General features: G+C 71.8%; 23 protein-coding genes and 3 tRNA genes. 2 read left to right on the top strand and 24 right to left on the bottom strand.

The genetic code is table 11. From position 1 onward, the window contains the following. Positions 1-49: 49 nt before the first annotated feature. The 12 genes from HPC71_RS02895 to HPC71_RS02840 form a co-directional block, all read right to left on the bottom strand. Positions 50-1,084 (bottom strand): MCE family protein, encoded by a 1,035-nt coding sequence (locus HPC71_RS02895; protein ID WP_154612970.1) that lies wholly within the window; start codon positions 1,082-1,084, stop codon positions 50-52. After that, positions 1,081-2,361 (bottom strand): MCE family protein, encoded by a 1,281-nt coding sequence (locus HPC71_RS02890; protein ID WP_171896064.1) that lies wholly within the window; start codon positions 2,359-2,361, stop codon positions 1,081-1,083. Before HPC71_RS02890 ends, HPC71_RS02895 begins: the two co-directional genes overlap by 4 nt. Positions 2,362-2,365: 4 nt before the next feature. Beyond that, complete coding sequence (locus tag HPC71_RS02885; protein ID WP_171896063.1) at positions 2,366-3,193, bottom strand: MlaE family ABC transporter permease; 828 nt, start codon at positions 3,191-3,193, stop codon at positions 2,366-2,368. 4 nt (positions 3,194-3,197) lie between these two features. Then, entirely contained in the window at positions 3,198-3,983 is a 786-nt protein-coding gene (locus HPC71_RS02880; protein WP_154612969.1) for an MlaE family ABC transporter permease, read from the bottom strand. Between the two features lie 6 nt (positions 3,984-3,989). After that, positions 3,990-4,943 (bottom strand): ABC transporter ATP-binding protein, encoded by a 954-nt coding sequence (locus HPC71_RS02875; RefSeq protein ID WP_154612968.1) that lies wholly within the window; start codon positions 4,941-4,943, stop codon positions 3,990-3,992. Positions 4,944-5,253: 310 nt separating this feature from the next. Then, the gene (gene rplL / locus HPC71_RS02870) at positions 5,254-5,643 is read right to left on the bottom strand and encodes a 50S ribosomal protein L7/L12 (RefSeq protein ID WP_154612967.1); all 390 of its coding nucleotides are present in this window, start codon (positions 5,641-5,643) and stop codon (positions 5,254-5,256) included. An 81-nt stretch (positions 5,644-5,724) separates the two neighbouring features. Then, positions 5,725-6,363: a 50S ribosomal protein L10 gene (rplJ, locus tag HPC71_RS02865; RefSeq protein WP_154612966.1), complete on the bottom strand. Its 639-nt coding sequence runs from the start codon at positions 6,361-6,363 to the stop codon at positions 5,725-5,727. Positions 6,364-6,672: 309 nt separating this feature from the next. Continuing rightward, entirely contained in the window at positions 6,673-7,395 is a 723-nt protein-coding gene (rplA, locus tag HPC71_RS02860; protein ID WP_154612965.1) for a 50S ribosomal protein L1, read from the bottom strand. Positions 7,396-7,505: 110 nt separating this feature from the next. Further along, entirely contained in the window at positions 7,506-7,934 is a 429-nt protein-coding gene (gene rplK, locus HPC71_RS02855; RefSeq protein WP_154612964.1) for a 50S ribosomal protein L11, read from the bottom strand. Between the two features lie 154 nt (positions 7,935-8,088). Beyond that, on the bottom strand, positions 8,089-9,003 hold the full coding sequence (nusG, locus tag HPC71_RS02850) for a transcription termination/antitermination protein NusG (protein ID WP_154613586.1): 915 nt from the start codon (positions 9,001-9,003) through the stop codon (positions 8,089-8,091). Between the two features lie 46 nt (positions 9,004-9,049). Then, entirely contained in the window at positions 9,050-9,301 is a 252-nt protein-coding gene (secE, locus tag HPC71_RS02845) for a preprotein translocase subunit SecE (protein ID WP_171896061.1), read from the bottom strand. A gap of 42 nt (positions 9,302-9,343) precedes the next feature. Continuing rightward, positions 9,344-9,416, bottom strand: a tRNA-Trp gene (locus HPC71_RS02840). Between the two features lie 136 nt (positions 9,417-9,552). Here HPC71_RS02840 and HPC71_RS02835 point away from each other — a divergent pair. Then, positions 9,553-10,785, top strand: coding sequence for a pyridoxal phosphate-dependent aminotransferase (locus HPC71_RS02835; RefSeq protein ID WP_154613585.1), 1,233 nt, complete (start codon positions 9,553-9,555; stop codon positions 10,783-10,785). Next, the gene (locus tag HPC71_RS02830) at positions 10,782-11,834 is read left to right on the top strand and encodes an adenosine deaminase (RefSeq protein WP_154613584.1); all 1,053 of its coding nucleotides are present in this window, start codon (positions 10,782-10,784) and stop codon (positions 11,832-11,834) included. The genes HPC71_RS02835 and HPC71_RS02830 overlap by 4 nt, the downstream gene beginning before the upstream one ends. 7 nt (positions 11,835-11,841) lie before the next feature. Here the strand turns inward: HPC71_RS02830 and HPC71_RS02825 are convergent, their stop codons facing one another. From HPC71_RS02825 to HPC71_RS02770, 12 genes are all read right to left on the bottom strand, one after another. Further along, entirely contained in the window at positions 11,842-12,894 is a 1,053-nt protein-coding gene (locus tag HPC71_RS02825; protein WP_171896059.1) for a UDP-N-acetylmuramate dehydrogenase, read from the bottom strand. Continuing rightward, positions 12,887-13,285, bottom strand: a complete 399-nt coding sequence (locus HPC71_RS02820; RefSeq protein WP_154613583.1) for a MaoC/PaaZ C-terminal domain-containing protein — start codon at positions 13,283-13,285, stop codon at positions 12,887-12,889. Before HPC71_RS02820 ends, HPC71_RS02825 begins: the two co-directional genes overlap by 8 nt. Next, positions 13,282-13,680 (bottom strand): FAS1-like dehydratase domain-containing protein, encoded by a 399-nt coding sequence (locus tag HPC71_RS02815; protein WP_154612959.1) that lies wholly within the window; start codon positions 13,678-13,680, stop codon positions 13,282-13,284. Before HPC71_RS02815 ends, HPC71_RS02820 begins: the two co-directional genes overlap by 4 nt. A gap of 89 nt (positions 13,681-13,769) precedes the next feature. After that, positions 13,770-13,940: a 50S ribosomal protein L33 gene (rpmG, locus tag HPC71_RS02810; RefSeq protein ID WP_171896057.1), complete on the bottom strand. Its 171-nt coding sequence runs from the start codon at positions 13,938-13,940 to the stop codon at positions 13,770-13,772. Positions 13,941-13,994: 54 nt separating this feature from the next. Continuing rightward, positions 13,995-14,068: transfer RNA gene (locus tag HPC71_RS02805), tRNA-Met, on the bottom strand. A gap of 54 nt (positions 14,069-14,122) precedes the next feature. Beyond that, positions 14,123-14,195, bottom strand: a tRNA-Thr gene (locus HPC71_RS02800). Positions 14,196-14,254: 59 nt separating this feature from the next. Continuing rightward, on the bottom strand, positions 14,255-15,679 hold the full coding sequence (locus tag HPC71_RS02795) for an amidase (protein ID WP_171896056.1): 1,425 nt from the start codon (positions 15,677-15,679) through the stop codon (positions 14,255-14,257). 63 nt (positions 15,680-15,742) lie between these two features. Then, positions 15,743-16,438: an LrgB family protein gene (locus HPC71_RS02790; RefSeq protein ID WP_171896054.1), complete on the bottom strand. Its 696-nt coding sequence runs from the start codon at positions 16,436-16,438 to the stop codon at positions 15,743-15,745. Next, positions 16,435-16,809, bottom strand: a complete 375-nt coding sequence (locus HPC71_RS02785) for a CidA/LrgA family protein (RefSeq protein ID WP_171896052.1) — start codon at positions 16,807-16,809, stop codon at positions 16,435-16,437. The genes HPC71_RS02790 and HPC71_RS02785 overlap by 4 nt, the downstream gene beginning before the upstream one ends. A gap of 16 nt (positions 16,810-16,825) precedes the next feature. Next, a complete protein-coding gene (locus HPC71_RS02780; RefSeq protein WP_253943874.1) occupies positions 16,826-17,401 on the bottom strand; it encodes a DNA-3-methyladenine glycosylase I in 576 nt (191 codons plus the stop codon). Then, the gene (locus HPC71_RS02775; protein ID WP_253943873.1) at positions 17,398-18,414 is read right to left on the bottom strand and encodes a pirin family protein; all 1,017 of its coding nucleotides are present in this window, start codon (positions 18,412-18,414) and stop codon (positions 17,398-17,400) included. Before HPC71_RS02775 ends, HPC71_RS02780 begins: the two co-directional genes overlap by 4 nt. Positions 18,415-18,429: 15 nt before the next feature. Next, positions 18,430-19,605: a homogentisate 1,2-dioxygenase gene (locus HPC71_RS02770; protein WP_154613582.1), complete on the bottom strand. Its 1,176-nt coding sequence runs from the start codon at positions 19,603-19,605 to the stop codon at positions 18,430-18,432. Between the last annotated feature and the right edge of the window lie 11 nt (positions 19,606-19,616).

Genomic DNA, 19,616 nt, shown 5'->3' with positions numbered 1-19,616 from the left:
GCAGCGAGCGCAGCGAGCGGAAGGAGCGGTTTCGTGGGGTGTGGTGGCTTCATCCCAGATCACACCTCTCCGAGCCGACCGAGTAGGTGACCGGGACCGAGATGTTCGCGGGCAGGCGCACGTTCCCCTTGAAGTGGCAGAGGTAGAAGTTGAAGAACGACCCGTAGATCGCGGTCCGGCCGACCTTGTTGAGCTTGATCGGCAGCACCTGCAGGGCCCGGTCGAGCTCGGCCTTGTTGCGGTCGATGTTCTCGGTCACCCGGCGCAGCTGCTTGATGTCCTCGATGAACGGCGTCCGGACGCCCTTGACCAGGTCGGCCGTCTCGTCGGAGAGCGCGGAGATCTGGTCGAGGGAGGACAGGATCGCCTGCCGGTCGGTCTTGAGGCCGCCGACGAACTGGCGGAAGTTCACGATCAGCTCCGAGAGCTGGTCGTCGCGGTCGCCGAGCCGCTCGAGCACCCGGTCGAGGTTGGTGATCAGGTCGCCGATCACCTGGTCGCGGTCGGCCAGGGTCTGGGTCACCGAGGCGGTGCTCGCGAGCAGGCCCTCGAGCGTGCCGCCCTCGCCCTGGAAGACCTGGACGATCTCGTAGGAGAGCTTGTTGATGTCGTCGGGCGAGAGCGCCTGGAACAGCGGCTTGAAGCCGTTGAACAGCACGGTGAGGTCCAGCGCCGGGGAGGTGCGGTCGACCGGGATCGTCGAGCCCTCCTCCAGCTCGTCGGTCTCGCCGATGCCCTGGGTCAAGGAGATGTAGCGCTGGCCGACGAGGTTGCGGTAGCGGATCGAGGCGTTGGTGGCTCCGCTGAGCGAGGTGTCCTCGTCCACGCTGAAGGTCACCTGGGCCCGGGTGCGGTCGACGATGTCGACCTCGCGGACGGTGCCGACCTTGACCCCGGCGACGCGGACGTCGTCGCCCTTGACCACGCCGGTGGCGTCGACGAAGACCGCCTTGTACTCCCGGGTCGCCCCGAAGGAGAGGTTGCCGATGACGACGATCAGCAGGCCGGTGGCCAGCGCGGTCGTCACCATGAAGACCAGCAGCTTGGTGAGGTCGATGGTGGTGCGCTTGTCGAGCAGGCTCATCGCACCGACACCTCCGCCCCGCGGGCCATCGGCGCCACCAGCAGCGGGCCGAGGTCGTCGACGGCGTCGGCGGTCGTGCCGAGGCCCGGCGCCAGCAGGCTCTTGAGCACCGCGGCCTCGGCCTCGGTGCCGGCGTACCCCTGGCCGCCGAGGAAGGAGCCCGGCGCGACGCGGGAGGTGCCCTTGCCGGTGGGCCGGTTGATGCCGTCGCGGAAGTCGGGCTGGTGGCGCACGGGGTTGTCCTGGCTCCAGGGCGGGTTGGGCAGGTGCAGGCAGCTGGGGCCGCGGTCGTCGGCGAAGACCGGGCGGTCGGCGCTGTCGTAGGGCCGCGGCTGGTTGGGCAGCAGCTCGAGGACGATGTGCAGCTCGAAGCCGCGGAACGCCTCGGCCTGGCGCTTGCCGGCGTTGACCAGGCCGCGCAGCAGGCACGGGAACTCGGTGGAGTACTTCGACAGCGTCCGCAGGAAGGGCTCGCTGACCTCGCCGAGGGTGATCAGGTTGTCCTCGTTGTCCTCGAGGAAGGTCTCCGCGACGCCGGAGAAGGACGCGACATCGTCGAAGAGGGCGTTCAGCTTGTCCTCGCGGTCCTCGAGCGTGCCGGTGGTCAGGACGGTGTCCTCGAGGATCGAGCCCACCTCGGGCAGCACGTCGGAGTAGACACCGGAGACCTCGGCGGTCAGCCGCAGGTCCTCGACCAGCCGCGGGATCTCGGGGTTGATCCGCTTGAGGTAGCTGTCCAGGGTCTCCAGGTTGTCCCCCAGCGCGTCGCCCCGGCCCTCGAGCGCGGTCGCGATCGCGGTCAGGGTGCGGTTGAGCTGGGCGGGCTGGACGGTCCGCAGCAGCGGGTAGAGGTCCTCGAGGACCTCCTCGACCTCGGTCGAGACCTGGGTGCGCTCGATGGTCGCGCCCGGCTCGATCGGCCGGTCCTGGGCGTCCTCGGGCACGACGAGGGAGACGTACTTCTCGCCGAAGAGCGTCTTGGGGACGATCGATCCGGTCACGTTCGCCGGGATCGTGTCCCGCTTCTCGGGGTAGAGACCCAGCGTGACCTCGGCGCCCTCGGCGTCGACCTCGAGGTCGAGGACCTCCCCGACGATGACGCCGCGGATCTTGACGTCCGCGCGCTGCGGCAGCTGCAGGCCGATGTTGGAGGTCTGCAGGGTCACCTCGTCGTAGGTGGAGAACTTCTTGGTGAAGACGCCGTAGACGAGCCAGACCGACAGCACGATCAGCGCCAGGAAGATGACGCCGAGCAGCTTGGTGCGACGAAGGATCACGACCTCACCCCGCCAGTCTCACGGTCGTGGTGGTGCCCCAGATCGCCATCGACAGGAACAGGTCGATGACGTTGATGGCCACGATGCTGGTGCGGACGGCGCGGCCCACGGCCACGCCCACCCCGGCGGGACCGCCGGAGGCGTTGTAGCCGTGGTAGCAGTGGATGAGGATCACGACCACCGCGAAGACCAGGACCTTGCCGAAGGACCACAACACGTCCCCGGGTGGCAGGAACTGGTTGAAGTAGTGGTCGTAGGTGCCGGTCGACTGCCCGTAGAACTGGGTGACCACCAGCCGGCTGGCGAAGTACGACGACAGCAGCCCGACGACGTACAGCGGGACGATCGCGATCAGCCCGCCGATGACGCGCGTGGCCACGAGGAACGGCATCGAGGGGATCGCCATCACCTCGAGGGCGTCGACCTCCTCGGAGATGCGCATCGCGCCGAGCTGGGCGGTGAAGCCGCAGCCGACCGTGGCCGCGAGCGCGATGCCCGCGACCAGCGGGGCGATCTCGCGGGTGTTGAAGTAGGCCGAGACGAAGCCGGAGAAGGCCGCGGTGCCGAGCTGGTTGAGCGCGGCGTAACCGGACAGCCCGACCTGCGCGCCGGTGAAGAACGTCATCCCGATGATCACGCCGACGGTGCCGCCGATGACCGCGAGCGCCCCCGATCCGAGGGTGACCTCGGCCAGGATCCGCATGATCTCGCGGGGGTAGCGCGCGATCGAGCGCGGCGTCGCCTGGAGCACGCGCACGTAGAACGCGAGCTGCCCGCCGAGGGTGTCGAGCTGGCCCAGCGGGCGCTGGACCACGGACTTGATGCTGGCCACGGCCTCAGCCTGTCTTCGGGGGCACGAGCTGGAGGTAGATCGTGCTGAGGACGAAGTTGACGATGAAGAGCAGCAGGAAGGTGATGACGACCGACTCGTTGACCGCGTCGCCCACCCCCTTGGGCCCGCCGCCGGCGTTCATGCCCTTGTACGACGCCACGATGGCGGCGATGAAGCCGAACACCAGCGCCTTGAGCATGCCGACCCACAGGTCGGGCAGCTGCGCGAGCGCGGTGAAGCTGGCCAGGTAGGCGCCGGGGGTGCCGTCCTGGAGGACGACGTTGAAGACATAGCCGCCGGCGACGCCGACGACGCTGACCATGCCGTTGAGGAAGACCGCCACGAGCATGCAGGCCAGCACGCGGGGCACGACCAGTCGCTGGATCGGGTCGATGCCCAGCACCATCATCGCGTCGAGCTCCTCGCGGATCCGACGCGCGCCGAGGTCGGCCGCGATCGCCGAGCCGCCGGCGCCGGCGATGAGCAGGGCGGTCGCGATCGGGCCGGCCTGCTGGATGACCGCGAGCACGGAGGCGGAGCCGGTGAACGACTGCGCACCGAACTGCTTGATCAGGCCGCCGACCTGGAGCGCGATGACCGCGCCGAAGGGGATGGCGACCAACGCGGTCGGGATGATCGTGACCGAGGCGATGAACCATGCCTGCTGGAGGAACTCACGCAGCTGGAAGGGTCTGCGGAACAGTCCGCGGCCGACGTCGAGGCCGAAGGCGAAGAGCTTGCCTGCGGTGCCGACGGGCCGGAGGACGCGGGTGGCGGTGAGCTGGGCCAAGGCGCCTCAGGCCCCCGTCGTCATGGTCATGTTCTCCTCGAACGACCCCGGCGGCGGGGTGATGCCGTTCTCGCGGCACCAGGCGCCCGGCTCGCGCTGGCTGCGCCGCGGGATGCCGTTGGAGGGCTCGAGCTGCATCGGGATGGGCGGCAGCGGGGGCAGCTCCTGGTCGGCCTCGGCGGCGAGCTCGTCGGCGTCCTTCTCCTCCGACATGCCGATCGGGCCGACGCGCTGGGCGTTGAGGAACTGGCGGACCACCGGCTCCTCGGAGCTGAGCAGCATCTCGCGGGGGCCGAACATCGCCAGGTGCCGGTGGTAGAGCAGGCCGATGTTGTCCGGCACGGTCCGGGCGGTGTTGATGTCGTGGGTGACGATGAGGAACGTCGCGTCGATCTGGGCGTTGAGGTCGACGATGAGCTGGTTGAGGAACGAGGTACGGACCGGGTCGAGGCCGGAGTCCGGCTCGTCGAAGAGCACGATCTCGGGGTCGAGCACCAGCGCGCGGGCCAGGCCGGCGCGCTTGCGCATGCCGCCGGAGATCTCGCCGGGGAGCTTGTCCTCGGCGCCGATGAGGCCGACGAGGTCCATCTTCTCCATGACGATGGAGCGGACCTCGGACTCGGACTTCTTGGTGTGCTCGCGCAGGGGGAAGGCGACGTTGTCGTAGAGGTTCATCGAGCCGAACATCGCGCCGTCCTGGAACAGCACGCCGAAGAGCTTCCGGATCTCGTAGAGCTCCTTCTCCGAGCAGCTCGCGATGTCGGTGCCCTCGATGATGACCGAGCCCTTGTCGGGCTTGAGCAGGCCGATGAGGGTCTTGAGGAAGACCGACTTGCCGGTGCCGGAAGGGCCGAGCATCACGCAGATCTCGCCCGCCGGGACGGTGAGGGTGACGTCGCCCCAGATCAGCTGCTTGCCGAAGGACTTGCTGAGGTCATCGACCTTGATCTCCACGCCCATGCCAGTCCCTCTCCCGCGCCGAGTGGTCCGTCGACCGGACGAGGCGTCGGTGCGGGCGCACCGGCACGGCTCCCCAAAGCCCACTCGTCGGTAACAACGGTGTTGCGGCGGTGAGGTTACGCGATGACGCGACGTGCGTCACGTGACGGGCGTCTCGTGAGACACAACTGTGTCCTGAACACGTTCTTGTTCCGGCGCGGCCGGGACCTGCGCGATGACCTGCGCAGATGCAGAAAGGCGGCCACCTCCGCAAGGGAGGTGACCGCCTCGGTGCCGGGCGCCCGCCGGTGACCGGCGGGCGCCCTGGGGGTCACTTGAGGGTGACGGTGGCGCCGGCGCCCTCGAGGGCCTCCTTGGCCTTCTCCGCGGCAGCCTTGTCGACCTTCTCGAGGATGGCCTTGGGAGCCGACTCGACGAGCTCCTTGGCCTCCTTCAGGCCGAGCGAGGTCAGGGCGCGGACCTCCTTGATGACGTTGATCTTCTTGTCACCAGCGGCCTCGAGGACGACGTCGAACTCGTCCTGGGCAGCGGCCTCCTCGGCGCCGGCGGCGCCGCCGGCGGCGGGGGCGGCGGCCACGGCGACCGGGGCGGCCGCGGTGACGCCGAAGGTGTCCTCGAACTGCTTCACGAACTCAGAGAGCTCGATGAGGGTCATCTCCTTGAACGCGTCGAGGAGCTCGTCGGTGGTGAGCTTCGCCATGATGGCAACCTTTCGGATCGGTTGGCCCGCCGCGTCGTGAGCGGCAGGGCCGGGTTTCAGGTGGTGGTCCTCAGCCCTGGATCAGGCTTCGGTGACTGCATCGTCGGCCGGGGCGGCCTCGTCGGCGGCCGGAGCCTCCGCCTCGGCAGCCGGGGCCTCCTCGGCGGCGGCCGGCGCGCCGGCACCACCTGCGAGGATCGAGGGGTCCTCCTCGGCCTTCGCCTGGAGCGCACCCGCGAGACGGGCGGCCTGGGCGAGGGGGGCGTTGAGGAGGTAGACGGCCTGGCTGAGCGACGCGAGCATCGCGCCGGCCAGCTTGCCCAGGAGCACCTCACGGGACTCGAGGTCCGCCAGCTTGGCGATCTCCGAGGCGTCGAGGGGCTTGCCGTCCAGGACGCCACCCTTGATGACCAGGGTGGGGTTGGCCTTGGCAAAGTCACGCAGACCCTTGGCCGCCTCGACCACGTCGCCGTTGATGAAGGCGATGGCGGTCGGACCGGTCAGCAGGTCGTCGAAGCCTTCGATGCCCACCTCGGTGGCGGCGATCTTGGCCAGCGTGTTCTTGACCACGGCGTAGTTGGCGTTCTCGCCGAGGGAGCGCCGCAGGTCCTGCAGCTGCTTCACGGTGAGACCGCGGTACTCGGTCAGCACAGCACCGGCGGACTCGTTGAAGGACTCAACGATCTCCGCGACGGCTGCCTGCTTGTCTGCCCGCGCCATGGGTCTCCTTCCGGGTGTCGACCACCGCGTCCGGCCCCGGAACGACGAACGCCCCGAGCGCGGGCGCTCAGGGCGTGGTGCGATCCTCGGAAGGATCTCGCTCTGCTCACCTGCGCTGGCCGTTCGCGTCCGCGAACCTTCGGTCGTGCTGCTGATGCACCACGGCAACCGGCGGTCTCTGGTTTCAGGGATGAACTGTACGGCGCCGGGCCGGGCGCCACCAAATCGACGCTCCCCCCCGGCAGGCCCGGGACGCACACCGCCCCGGTCACCTGACGGTGACCGGGGCGGTGCAAGGTGCGAGGGGGCTCAGGCCGAGGCGCCCTCGTCCTCCTCCGCGACGTTCTTGGTGCGGTTCGGGTCCACCTGGATGCCAGGGCCCATCGTCGTGGAGACGGTGACCTTCTTGACGTAGCGACCCTTGGAGCTGGCCGGCTTCAGTCGGAGGACCTCCTCCAGCGCGGCGGCGTAGTTCTCCGCGAGCTGGGCCTCGGAGAAGGACGCCTTGCCGATGATGAAGTGCAGGTTGGCGTGGCGGTCGACGCGGAACTCGATCTTTCCGCCCTTGATGTCGGTCACGGCCTTGGCCACGTCCGGCGTCACGGTGCCGGTCTTCGGGTTCGGCATGAGGCCGCGGGGGCCGAGCACACGGCCGAGGCGACCGACCTTGCCCATCATGTCCGGGGTCGCGACGACGGCGTCGAAGTCCAGCCAGCCGCCGGAGACCTTCTCGATCAGCTCGTCGCCACCGACGATGTCGGCGCCGGCCTCACGGGCGGCCTCGGCCTTGTCACCGTTCGCGAACACCAGGACGCGGGCGGTCTTGCCGGTGCCGTGGGGCAGGTTGACGGTGCCGCGGACCATCTGGTCGGCCTTGCGGGGGTCGACGCCGAGGCGCATGACCACGTCGACGGTCTCGTCGAACTTCTTCTTCGAGGTCGACTTGGCGATCTTGATCGCCTGGAGCGGGGCGTGGAGCTCGTCCTTGTCGAACGTCTCGGCCGCCGCGCGGTAGCTCTTGCTGCGCTGCATGTCTGGGTCTCTTCTCTTCCAGTGTGGTCAGGTGGGCCAGCGCGGCCCTGCCACGGATGTGTGCGGGGTGCCCGACGAGAACCTTCCTCGCCCGGCGGGACGACGGTTGGTCAGTCGGTGGTGACGCCCATGGAGCGGGCGGTGCCCTCGACGATCTTCATGGCCGCGTCGATGTCGTTGGCGTTGAGGTCGGGCAGCTTGGTCTGCGCGATCTCGCGGACCTGGTCCTTGGTCAGCTTGCCGACCTTCTCCTTGTGCGGGACGCCCGAGCCCTTCTGCAGGCCGGCGGCCTTCTTGATCAGCTCGGCGGCCGGCGGGGTCTTCGTGACGAAGGTGAAGGACCGGTCCTCGTAGATGGTGATCTCGACGGGGACGACGTTGCCGCGCATGGACTCCGTCTGGGCGTTGTACGCCTTGCAGAACTCCATGATGTTCACGCCGTGCGGACCGAGGGCGGTACCGACCGGCGGGGCCGGCGTCGCGGCACCGGCCTGCAGCTGCACCTTGACCAGCGCAGCGATCTTCTTCTTGGGAGGCATGCTTCGTCTCTTTCTCTTCCGTGGTCATGACGAGGGCGTACGTCGCCCTCTGCCACCTATCCGTTGCTCGAGCAACCGCACCATTGTGCGACGGCGTGCTCGGTGTGTGGAAATCGTGGTCCTGCGGGGGTCCCGGGCCGGAGCCCGGTCCGGCTCAGACGCGCTGGATCTGGCTGAAGGACAGCTCGACCGGGGTCTCGCGGCCGAAGATCTCCACGAGCGCCTTGACGCGCTGGGACTCGGCGTTGATCTCGGTGATCGTGGCGTGCAGCGTCGCGAACGGACCGTCGACCACCATGACCGAGTCGGAGACGTCGAAGTCCGCGACCTCGACCGGCTTCTTCGCGGTGGTGGCTCCGGCGGAGGCCGGGGCCGCGGTGCCGGCGGCGGCCGCCTCGGCCTCGGCGCGGGCGACGACGGCCGGGGCCAGCATGTTCTCGACCTCGCTCATGCTCAGCGGCACGGGCTGGTGGCTGTGGCCGACGAAGCCGGTCACCGACGGGGTGTGCCGGACGGCGGCCCAGGACTCGTCGGTGAGGTCCATGCGGACGAGGACGTAGCCGGGCAGGACGGTCCGCTTGACCATCTTGCGCTGGCCGTTCTTGATCTCCGCGACCTCCTCGGTGGGGACCACGATCTCGTGGATGTAGTCCTCCATGTTCAAGGAGATGATGCGGTTCTCCAGGTTCGACTTCACCCGGTTCTCCATGCCGGAGTAGGTGTGCACGACGAACCAGTCACCGGGCTTGGCCCACAGCTCGCGGCGGAACGCCTCGAGCGGGTCGTCCTCGGCGGGCTCCTCGGCAGCCTCGGCGGGCTCCTCGCCGTCCGCGTCGAGGTCCTCGCCCTCGAGGGCGCGGTCGATCTCGCGGTCCTCGGCGGTGGGGAGGTCGGTGTCGAGGCCCATGGCCTCGTCGGTGTCCTCGTCGGTCACCTCGGTGTCGAGGGACGGGTCGAGCTCGACCTCGGCACCCTCGTCGGGCTGGCCGAAGACGTCCTCCAGCGACGGCTCGTCCGCCGTCGGGGTCGGCTCGGTCTCGTCGTACTGCTCCGACACGTGGTGCTCCATCAGTTTCGTCGTCAGGGGGTCAGCGGCCGGCGGGGCCGGCCGCGGGTCACTGGTCGCCGCCGCCCGCGAAGACCTCGAACGCCAGCTGGCCGAAGCCGAGGTCGAGGAGCGAGACGATCGCCATCATGAAGAGGACGAAGACCAGGACGACCAGGAAGTAGGTGACCAGCTGCTCCTGGGTCGGGTAGACGACCTTGCGGAGCTCGGCGACGACCTGGCGGTAGAACGTCGCAGGCCCCGTGCGGGGCTTGTCCGCCTTGCCGTCACGTGTCCCCTGGACCGCATTGCTGTCCGACACGCCGGTCACCTCTTCCCGATCACTTGTGGTGCTGCGGATCTGCAGGGCACGAGGGACTTGAACCCCCAACCTTCGGTTTTGGAGACCGATGCTCTGCCAGTTGAGCTAGTGCCCTCCGATGGCCTCCGGGCATGCCGAAGCATCCGGGGAAACCACCAGTCGGGGAGTCTACGCGCAGCACCGAGGCGGAGTCCAAACGCCACCTGAAACCCGGACGAGCCGGCGCCCCGTCCGCCCCTACGATGGGGAACATGAGCTCCCAGTCCGCATCCGGCACCTCCCCCAGCCCCCGCGAGCGGCGCGTCTCGCAGCGCATCGGCGCGATCGCCGAGTCCGCGACGCTGAAGGTCGACGCCAAGGCCAAGGCGCTGAAGGCCGAGGGCCGTCCGGTGATCGGCTTCGGCGCCGGCGAGCCGGACTTCCCGACGCCCGACTACATCGTCGAGGCGGCCGTCGAGGCCTGCCGGGACCCCAGGAACCACCGCTACACCCCGGCCGGCGGCCTGCCGGAGCTGAAGAAGGCGATCGCGGAGAAGACCCGCCGCGACAGCGGCCTCGAGGTCGACCCGGCCCAGGTGCTGGTCACCAACGGCGGCAAGCAGGCGATCTACGAGGCGTTCGCCGTGATGCTCGACCCGGGCGACGAGGTCATCGTCCCGGCGCCGTACTGGACCACCTACCCCGAGTCGATCCAGCTGGCCGGCGGCGTGCCCGTCGAGGTCCTGGCCGATGAGACCCAGGACTACAAGGTCACCGTCGAGCAGCTCGAGGCGGCGCGGACCGAGCGCACCAAGGTGCTGCTGTTCGTCTCCCCCTCCAACCCGACCGGCGCGGTCTACACCTCCGAGGAGATCCGCGCGATCGGTGCCTGGGCCGAGGAGCACGGGCTGTGGGTGCTGACCGACGAGATCTACGAGCACCTCGTGTACGACGGCGTCGAGACCGGCTCGCTGCCGGTGCTGTGCCCCGGTCTGGTCGACCAGACCGTCGTGGTCAACGGCGTCGCGAAGACCTATGCGATGACCGGCTGGCGGGTCGGCTGGATGATCGCCCCGAAGGACCTGGTCAAGGCCGCCGCCAACCTGCAGTCCCACGCGACGTCCAACGTCGCCAACGTCTCCCAGCGGGCCGCGCTCGCCGCGATCGAGGGCGACCTGGCGGCCGTGGAGGAGATGAAGCAGGCCTTCGACCGCCGCCGCCGGACCATCGTGTCGATGCTCAACGAGATCGACGGCGTGGTCTGCCCGATGCCGACCGGCGCGTTCTACGCCTACCCCTCGGTCAAGGGCCTGCTCGGCAAGGAGCACGACGGGAAGGTCATCGACACCTCGGTCGACCTCGCGGAGTACATCCTGGAGAAGGCCGAGGTCGCCGTGGTGCCCGGTGAGGCGTTCGGCTCCCCCGGCTACCTCCGGCTGTCCTACGCACTCGGCGACGAGGACCTCGTCGAGGGCGTCTCGCGACTGCAGAAGCTCTTCGGTTGATCCCGCCGCCGGCAGCACCCGCAGGTCCGCGTGACCTGCGGGCGCTGCCGAAGGCGCACCTGCACCTGCACTTCACCGGGTCGATGCGGCACACGACCCTGCTGGAGCTGGCCGAGCGGGACGGCATCCGCCTGCCCGACCAGCTCGTCGCGGACTGGCCGCCGCAGCTGAGCGCGGCCGACGAGAAGGGCTGGTTCCGCTTCCAGCGGCTCTACGACGTGGCCCGCTCGGTGCTGCGGACCGAGGACGACGTCCGCCGCCTGGTGCGCGAGGCCGCCGAGGACGACGTCCTCGACGGCGGCCGGTGGCTGGAGATCCAGGTCGACCCCAGCGGGTACGCCGCCCGCTTCGGCGGCATCACGGCCTTCACCGACCTGGTGCTCGACGCCGTCGCCGAGGCCGAGCGCAGCACCGGCCTGGGCATCGCGCTGGTCGTCGCCGCCAACCGCACCCGCCACCCCCTCGACGCGCGCACCCTCGCCCGGCTCGCCGCGCAGTACGCCGGCCGCGGCGTGGTCGGCTTCGGCCTCTCCAACGACGAGCGGCGCGGCTCGACCGCCGACTTCGAGCGGGCCTTCGCCATCGCCGAGCGCGCCGGCCTGCTGCTCACCCCCCACGGCGGGGAGCTGCGCGGTCCCGAGCACGTGCGGGTGTGTCTCGACGCGCTGCACGCCGACCGGCTCGGCCACGGCGTGCGCTCCGCGGAGGACCCGGCGCTGCTGGAGCGGATCGTGACCGCCGGCGTCGCCCTCGAGGTCTGCCCGGTCTCCAACGTCGCCCTCGGGGTCTACTCCGACCTCACCTCGGTGCCCCTCCCCACGCTGCTCGAGGCCGGCGCGACGGTCGCCCTCGGCGCCGACGACCCGCTGCTGTTCGGCTCCCGGCTCGCCGGGCAGTACGCCACCATGCGCGCCGCCCACGACCTGCCCGACACCACGCTGGCCGAGCTCGCGCGGATGTCGTTCCGCGCCTCCCGCGCCCCCTCCGACGTCGTCGCCGCGGGGATGGCCGGCATCGACGCCTGGCTGGCCGGGCCGCCGCGCGACTAGGTGGTGGCTAGAGCTCGCAGCCGACGAGCACCGGCTCGTTGACCAGCCGGATGCCGTACGCCGCCTGGACGCCGTCGCGCACCTCGCGGGCCAGGCCCAGCAGCTCGGCGGTGGTGGCGCCGCCGCGGTTGGTGAGGGCGAGGGCGTGCTTGGTCGACAGCGACACCCGGCCGGCGGCGTACCCCTTGCCGAAGCCGGCGTGGTCGATGAGCCAGGCGGCCGAGGTCTTGACCAGCCCGTCGCCCGCAGGCCAGGCCGGGGCGTCCTCGGGAACCTGGTCGGCCGGGACGACGGGGTTGGTGAAGAACGAGCCGGCGCTCCACGTGTCGTGGTCGGCGTCGTCGAGGACCATCCCCTTGCCGCGGCGCAGCCCCAGGACGGCCTCGCGGACCTCACGCAGCGGCGCACGCTGCCCCGGCTCGACACCGAGGGTGCGGGCGAGCTCGGCGTACTGCACCGGCGCGCCGAGGGTGCCCTGGCGCAGCTGGAAGGTGACCGAGAGGACGACGTGGCGGCCGGGGTCGGCCTTGAACCGGGAGTGGCGGTAGGAGAACCCGCATTCGGCATTGGCGAAGGTCCGCACGCCGCGCAGGGCGCGGTCCCAGACGCGCACCGAGGCGATCGTCTGGGCGACCTCCTGGCCGTAGGCGCCGACGTTCTGGATCGGGGTGGCCCCGACCGAGCCGGGGATGCCGGAGAGCGCCTCGACGCCGACCCAGCCGCGGTCCACGGCGACCTCGACGAGGCGGTCCCAGGGCTCCCCCGCCGCGACCGTGACCAGGACCCCGCCGCAGGAGGGGTCGTCGCCCTCCACGTCGGCGGTGATGCCGGTGGTGGCGACCTTGACCACGCGGCCGGGGAAGCCCTCGTCGGCGACGACGAGGTTGCTGCCGCCGCCGAGGACCAGCACCGGCCGGTCGGTGTCGAGGGCGGCGAGGACCTCGGCCTCGGTGGTGGCGACGACGAGCTCGCCTGCCGGCCCGCCGAGACGCAGCGTGGTGTGGTCGCGCAGGAGCGCGGCGCCGGGTGAGGAGGCGGGCGAGGGGGCGGGCTCAGGCACGGACGACGGCCTTCGGCATCCCGAGCACCTTGTCCCCGCCGGAGGTGACGGTGAGCTTCAGCGTGGCCAGGCCGTCCTCGACCGAGGCGACGCTACCGGCGACCTCGAGCGCGACCCCGGCCTCGTCGTCGGGGACGACGACGGGGGCGGTGAACTTCGCGCCGAGCTCGACCACCTCGGCGTCGTCGGTCCAGGTCGCGACGGCGCGGGCGGCCAGGGCGAGGGTGTACATGCCGTGGGCGATGACGCCGGGCAGGCCGACCTCGGTGGCGACCCGGTCCGACCAGTGGATCGGGTTGAAGTCGCCGGAGGCGCCGGCGTACCGCACGAGGTCGGAGCGGCGCACGACGTAGCGCTGGACGGGCAGCTCGGTGCCGGGCTCGAGGCTCATGCCGCACCCCGGTGGACGAGGGTGGCGCTGGTCGCGCACACGAGCGCGCCGTCCGCGTCGCGGACCTCGCTGGTCGTGCCGATGATGTCGTTGCCGCCGATGGAACGGATGCTCGCGACGGTGAGGGTCGCGGTGAGCACGTCGCCGACCCGGACCGGCCGCTCGTAGCGGAACCGCTGGTCGCCGTGGACGATCCGCGCGAGCTCGACGCCCTCGCTGTCGAGGAAGGCGGTCATCGCCTCGAAGGCCAGCACGATCGGGAACGTCGGCGGCACGGGCCCGCCGTCCCAGGTGGCTCCGGTGGTGGCCGCGAGCTCGCGGACCTTCTCCTCCGAGACGGTGTAGGGCCTGGTGGGCGGGAACGTCCTGCCCACCAGCGAGGCGTCGACCGGCATGCCGCCGACCCTACCGGCGACCCCCGGAACGACGACGACCCGCCCGGAGGTCCCGGGCGGGTCGGCGTGCGGTGCTGGGGTGTCGCGCGTCAGCGGGTCTCGCGGTGAGCCCGGTGGGTGCGGCAACGGGGGCAGAACTTCGCCAGCTCGAGCCGGTCGGGGTCGTTGCGGCGGTTCTTCTTCGTGATGTAGTTGCGCTCCTTGCACTCGACACAGGCGAGCGTGATCTTGGGGCGAACGTCGGAGCTCTTGGAGGCCACGGGAAGTCCTTCGGGTCGGGTGCTGCGGTGCTGCGGAGATGCTGCGGATCTGAGTAGCGGGGGCGGGACTCGAACCCGCGACACCACGATTATGAGCCGTGTGCTCTAACCACCTGAGCTACCCCGCCACCGGGACAGGGCGGCGCCGTCCGGTTCCCCGGTCGACACCGTCTGTTTCCCAGAGCCCCTTTACGGAATCGAACCGTAGACCTTCTCCTTACCATGGAGACGCTCTGCCGACTGAGCTAAAGGGGCAACGACGGAGAACCATACAGACCTCCGCCGGGACCACAAAATCGGGCGGCGGGGGCCGCTCAGGGCGGCGTTCCGGGGCCCGCCGGAGCGGTGATCCGGGCGAACGGAGCGGCCTCCTCGAGCTCCAGCGCGAGCCCCAGCAGCAGCGGCTCGCGGCCGGCTCCGGCGCCCAGCATCATCCCCAGGGGGAGGCCCTCGGCGCTGGTCGCCAGCGGCAGGGAGACGGCCGGCTCGCCGGTGACGTTCTGCCACGGCGTGAAGGCCACCCAGGACAGGATCCGCTCCATCGCCTGGTCGTAGCCGGCCGACGGGTCCAGGTGCCCGACCCGGGGCGTCGTGGTGGCCAGGGTGGGGCTCAGCACGACGTCGTACCGCTCGTGGAAGGCCGCGCCGAGGTCGGCGGCCTGCCGCAGCCGGCGGATCGCCCCCGGGAGGCGGTGGAGGTTGCGGGTGGCGAGCCGGTCGAGCCCGCGGGTCAGCGGGTCGCACCGCTCGAGGTCCCACGACCGGCCGTAGGTGAGCCTGCCAGTGCGGACGATCGCGGTGGCCAGCAGGCCCCAGTGGAGCAGGAAGTCCTCGGCGAAGGACGGCGGCGCCGGCGAGGCGGCCTCCTCGACGTGGTGGCCCAGGCCCGCGAGCAGGTCGGCGGTACGGCGCGTGAGGGCCGCGACCTCGGGCGAGGCCGTGCGGCCGGCGGCCGCCGTGACGACCGCCACCCGCAGCCGCCGGCGCCCGGGCCGGGTGACGTCGCCGACCGGCGGCAGGTGCAGCGCGCGGTAGACCCGCTCGGCCTCGCGGAGCAGCGCGGCGGTGTCGCGGACGCTGCGGGTGACCACGCCGTCGGCCACGATCCGCACCGGCATCGTGCGATTCATCACGTCCTGGGCCAGTCGGCCGCGGGTGGGCTTGAGCCCGACCAGGCCGCATGCTGCGGCGGGGATGCGGATCGAGCCGCCGCCGTCGTTGGCGTGCGCGATCGGGACCGCGCCGGCGGCGACCAGGGCCGCGGAGCCGGCCGAGGACGCGCCGGCGGTGTGGTCGGTGGACCACGGGTTGCGCACGGGCCCCTGGCGGGCGTGCTCGGCGGCCGGGGAGAAGCCGAACTCCGAGAGCCGGGTCTTGCCCAGCGGCACGAGCCCGGTCGCGAGGTACATCCGGGCCAGGTCCCCGTCGCGGCGGGGCGGGGCGGCGGTGAAGGCGTCCGCGCCGTGCTGGGTGGGCATGCCGGCGACGTCGGCGTTGTCCTTGACGAAGGTCGGGACGCCGGCGAACCAGCCGCCCCGCGGGTCGCGGCCCTCGGCCCGCGCCCGGTCGTAGGCGCGGTGCGCGACCGCCCCGAGGTGCGGGTCGACCGCCTCGGTCCGCGCGATCGCCGCCTCGACGACCTCCGCGGTGCCGACCCGGCCGGCGCGCAGCGCCTCGACCAGCCCCACGGCGTCGTGGTCGGCGAGGGCGTCGTCACGGAAGGCATGGACCCGGGGCACGGGCGCCAACCTGCCACACGCCGGGCCCCCGCCGGAGCCGACCGGGGTCGATGGCGCGCCCGGCTAGAGCAGGACGGTGAGCAGCAGGGGCAGCAGGAGGCTCGTGGTGAGCGCGGTCAGGCCCATCGACAGCCCGGCGAAGGCGCCCTCGGTCTCGTCCTCGACGAGCGCGCGGGAGGCGCCGATGCCGTGGGATACCCCGCCGAGAGCCAGGCCGCGGGCCCGGCGGTCGGTGATCCGCGCCAGGGTCAGCAGGGCCGGCCCGGCGATCGCCCCGAGCACGCCGATGGCGATGGTGAGCGCGGCGGTCAGCGACGGGATGCCGCCGATCGTCTCCGAGAGCGCGATGGAGACCGGGGTGGTGGCCGCCTTGGGGCTCAGCGTGAGCGCCAGCTCCTCGTCGGCGCCGGTCCACCGGGCCAGCAGCACCACCGAGACGACCGAGGTGGTGACGCCGAGCGGGATCGCCACCAGCATCGGGACCACGAAGCCGCGCAGGCGGGAGACCTGGCGGTGCAGCGGCACCGCGAGCGCCACCGTCGCGGCGCCGAGCCAGAACGAGAGCACCTGGACGCCGTCGGCGTAGACCGTGGCGTCGATGTCGAGAGCGAGCAGCGTCGCGCCGGTGACCACGATCGCGACGAGCACCGGCTGGGCCAGCGCGTGCCCGCGCGCCCGGTCGCGGACCCAGCAGCCGATCCGGTAGGCCGCGAGGGTGAGCCCGACGAGGAAGACCGGCGACTCGACGAGCTCCCTCACGCCTGCCGCCCCGGACGCTCCAGGACGCGGGTGGTCCAGCCGATGACGAGGAGCCCCAGCGCCCACGACCCGACCATCGCGACGAGGACCGGCACCGCCGCCTCGCGCAGGGTGCCGAGGTAGGCGATCACCCCGACGCCGGCCGGCACGAACAGCAGCTGGAGGTGGCGCAGCAGCCCGTCGGCGGCCCGCACGGCGGCGTCCTGCTCGGTGTCGCGGCCCCGCCGGCGACGTACCTCCAGGGCGAGGAGGAGGACGACCATGCCGGCGACCGGGCCGGGGACGGGCACGCCGCTCAGCCGGACCAGGACCTCCCCGGCGAGCTGGCAGGCGACGAGCCAGGTGAGTCCGACGACGAGTCCTGTGGGCACCGGGGCATCCTGCCCCTCAGGCGCCCCGGCGGTGGCACCCGACCAGGTGCGGGTCGAAGAGCCCGATCGCCTCCAGGAGCGCGTGCATGGTCGTCGGACCGACGAAGACGAAGCCACGGCGCTTGAGCTCCTTGGACAGCGCGACCGACGCCGGCGAGGTGGTCGCGACCTCCGCGGTCGTCTCCGGGGCCGGCGAGACCTCGGGGGCGAAGGACCGCACCAGCGCCTCGAGCCCCTCGTGCTCGCGCAGCGCGACGGTGGCGCGGGCGTTGGTGATCGCCGCGTCGACCTTGAGCCGGTTGCGGACGATGCCGGCGTCGGCCAGGAGCCGCGCGCGGTCGCCGTCGTCGTAGGCCGCCACCACGTCGGCGTCGAAGCCCGCGAACGCCGCGCGGAACGCCTCGCGCTTGCGCAGGATCGTCGCCCAGGACAGCCCCGACTGGAACGCCTCCAGCGTGAGCCGTTCGAGGTACGCCGCCTCGCCGGTGACCGGCCGGCCCCACTCCTCGTCGTGGTAGTCGCGCATCAGCCCCGGCGCGGCGCCCCACGGACAGCGGGCGAGGCCGTCCTCCCCCACGACCGGGCCGGTCACCCGCGGGCCCGCAGCCGGGCGTTGGGCAGCGGCGGCGCGGGGATCGGCGGCAGCGGCTGGCCGGGGACCACCCCGAACCGGCCGGGGCGGACGTCCGTGCCGGCCGGCACCACCCGCTGGGTCGCGGCCGGCCGCTCGCGCAGCCCGCCGGCGGCGTCGGGGTGGGTCTCGGCGCCCGCGTCGGCGAGCACCTGCGCCTGCCACGCCTCGCGGGCGGCGACGACGTCCTCGTGGCTGGAGCCCAGGAAGTTCCACCACATCACGACCTGCTCGCCGAAGGGCGGGCCGCCGAGCAGCAGCAGCCGGGTGGGCTCCTCGCCGGCGCGCAGCTCGAGGCGGTCCTCCCCGGGTGCGAGGTAGCCGAGCGCGTCCTTGCCGACCGCGCCGGCGACCGAGTCGCCGGCGACCGCCACCGAGCCGGTGTCGACCAGGACGGCGTGCTCGAAGGCCGGGTCGACGTCGAGGGTCACGACGGCGCCCGGGTCGAGCAGCAGCTCGGCGCCGAGCAGCGGGGTGTGGGTCGGCACCGGGGAGGTGACGCCGAGCAGGGAGCCGAGGAAGACCCGCGCCTCCAGCCCGCCCGCGCGCACCGGCTCGGGGACGTGGTGCACGAAGCCGGGCCCGGTGTCGCGAGCGGACGAGGGCAGCGCCACCCACAGCTGGGCGCCGTGCAGCACGGTGGTGGTCGGCGGCGAGACCTCGGAGTGGCTGATGCCGCGCCCGGCTGTCATCAGGTTGACCTCGCCGGGGCGGACCGTGGCCACGTTGCCGGCGCTGTCGCGGTGCTCGACCTCGCCGGTGAACAGCCAGCTCACCGTCTGCAGCCCCGTGTGCGGGTGCGGGGCGACGACCATGCCGCCGGTCTCGGACACGTCGTCGGGGCCGTAGTGGTCCAGGAAGCACCACGCGCCCACCAGCGACCGGTGCCGCTGCGGCAGGGTGCGCCGTACCGTCATCGCCCGGGGCCCGCCGAGCGGGACGTCGCGCGGGATGAGCAGCTCGAGGTCGGTCACCCGGCCATCATGGCCTCAGATGCGGCGCCCGGCCCAGGACCATGCGTAGGCCGGGTCCTCGCACGCGGTGCCGCCCTCGCCGAGCTCGAGGGGCGCGAAGGTGTCGACCATGACCGCCGACTCCTCGAACCGCTCCGCCCCCAGCGAGGCCTCGATCGCCGCGGGCTGCGGGCCGTGCGCGTGGCCGCCGGGGTGGAGGGAGATCGACCCGATCCCGATGCCCGAGCCCTTGCGCGCCTCGTAGTCGCCGGCGACGTAGAACATCACCTCGTCGCTGTCGACGTTGGAGTGGTAGTAGGGCACCGGCACCGCCAGCGGGTGGTAGTCGACCTTGCGCGGCAGGAAGTTGCAGATCACGAAGCGGGGCCCCTCGAAGACCTGGTGCACCGGCGGCGGCTGGTGCACCTTGCCGGTGATCGGCATGTAGTCCTCGATGTTGAAGGTGTAGGGGTAGAGGCACCCGTCCCAGCCGACGACGTCGAAGGGGTGGGTGTCGTGGACCAGGCGGGTGCCGACGACCCCGGCGGAGGTGCGGTGCTTGACCAGCACCTCCACGTCGGTGCCCTCGACCAGGAGCGGCTCGGTGGGGCCGTGCAGGTCGCGCTCGCAGTACGGCGCGTGCTCGAGCAGCTGCCCGTAGCGGGAGAGGTAGCGCTTCGGCGGCGCGACGTGGCCGCTCGCCTCGATGCAGTAGAGCCGCGAGGGCTCGGCAGGCACCCAGCGGTGGGTCGTGGCCCGGGGCAGCACGACGTAGTCGCCGGCGCGGTAGGGCAGGAGGCCGAAGACGGTCTCCACGACGCCGCTGCCGGACTCCACGAAGACGCACTCGTCGCCGACCGCGTCGCGGTGGTAGGCCGAGGGGTCGGTGCCGGTGCGGACGTAGGAGATCCGCACGTCGGCGTTGCCGAGGACCAGCCGGCGGTCGGTGACGGCGTCGGGGCCGGTGGTCAGGTCGTGCAGCCGCAGGTGGCGAGGCGCGAGCGGGTGGTTGGGCACGCGCGCCTGGTCGGGCAGCGCCCAGACCTCCGAGGCGACGATCGCCGAGGGCACGCCGCGGTGGTAGAGCAGGGAGGAGTCGGAGCTGAAGCCCTCCTCGCCCATGAGCTCCTCGTGGCGGAGGCGGCCCTCGGGGTCGCGGTGCTGGGTGTGGCGCGTGCGCGGCACGTCGCCCACCGATCGGTAGTAGGCCATCTCCTACCCCT

It is taken from the genome of Nocardioides marmotae (assembly GCF_013177455.1).
Classification (GTDB): domain Bacteria; phylum Actinomycetota; class Actinomycetes; order Propionibacteriales; family Nocardioidaceae; genus Nocardioides; species Nocardioides marmotae.
This window is presented reverse-complemented; position numbering and strand designations above follow the sequence as displayed.

Bases quoted from the DNA above. Each gene is read 5' to 3' on its own strand.
- HPC71_RS02820 (WP_154613583.1), bottom strand. From the start codon at position 13,285: ATGAGCCTCGAGCCCGGCACCGAGCTGCCCGTCCAGCGCTACGTCGTG.
- nusG (WP_154613586.1), bottom strand. From the start codon at position 9,003: ATGGAGCACCACGTGTCGGAGCAGTACGACGAGACCGAGCCGACCCCG.
- rplL (WP_154612967.1), bottom strand. From the start codon at position 5,643: ATGGCGAAGCTCACCACCGACGAGCTCCTCGACGCGTTCAAGGAGATG.
- HPC71_RS02815 (WP_154612959.1), bottom strand. From the start codon at position 13,680: ATGCCGGTCGACGCCTCGCTGGTGGGCAGGACGTTCCCGCCCACCAGG.
- rplJ (WP_154612966.1), bottom strand. From the start codon at position 6,363: ATGGCGCGGGCAGACAAGCAGGCAGCCGTCGCGGAGATCGTTGAGTCC.
- HPC71_RS02875 (WP_154612968.1), bottom strand. From the start codon at position 4,943: ATGGGCGTGGAGATCAAGGTCGATGACCTCAGCAAGTCCTTCGGCAAG.
- HPC71_RS02835 (WP_154613585.1), top strand. From the start codon at position 9,553: ATGAGCTCCCAGTCCGCATCCGGCACCTCCCCCAGCCCCCGCGAGCGG.
- rplA (WP_154612965.1), bottom strand. From the start codon at position 7,395: ATGCAGCGCAGCAAGAGCTACCGCGCGGCGGCCGAGACGTTCGACAAG.
- rplK (WP_154612964.1), bottom strand. From the start codon at position 7,934: ATGCCTCCCAAGAAGAAGATCGCTGCGCTGGTCAAGGTGCAGCTGCAG.
- HPC71_RS02895 (WP_154612970.1), bottom strand. From the start codon at position 1,084: ATGAGCCTGCTCGACAAGCGCACCACCATCGACCTCACCAAGCTGCTG.
- HPC71_RS02770 (WP_154613582.1), bottom strand. From the start codon at position 19,605: ATGGCCTACTACCGATCGGTGGGCGACGTGCCGCGCACGCGCCACACC.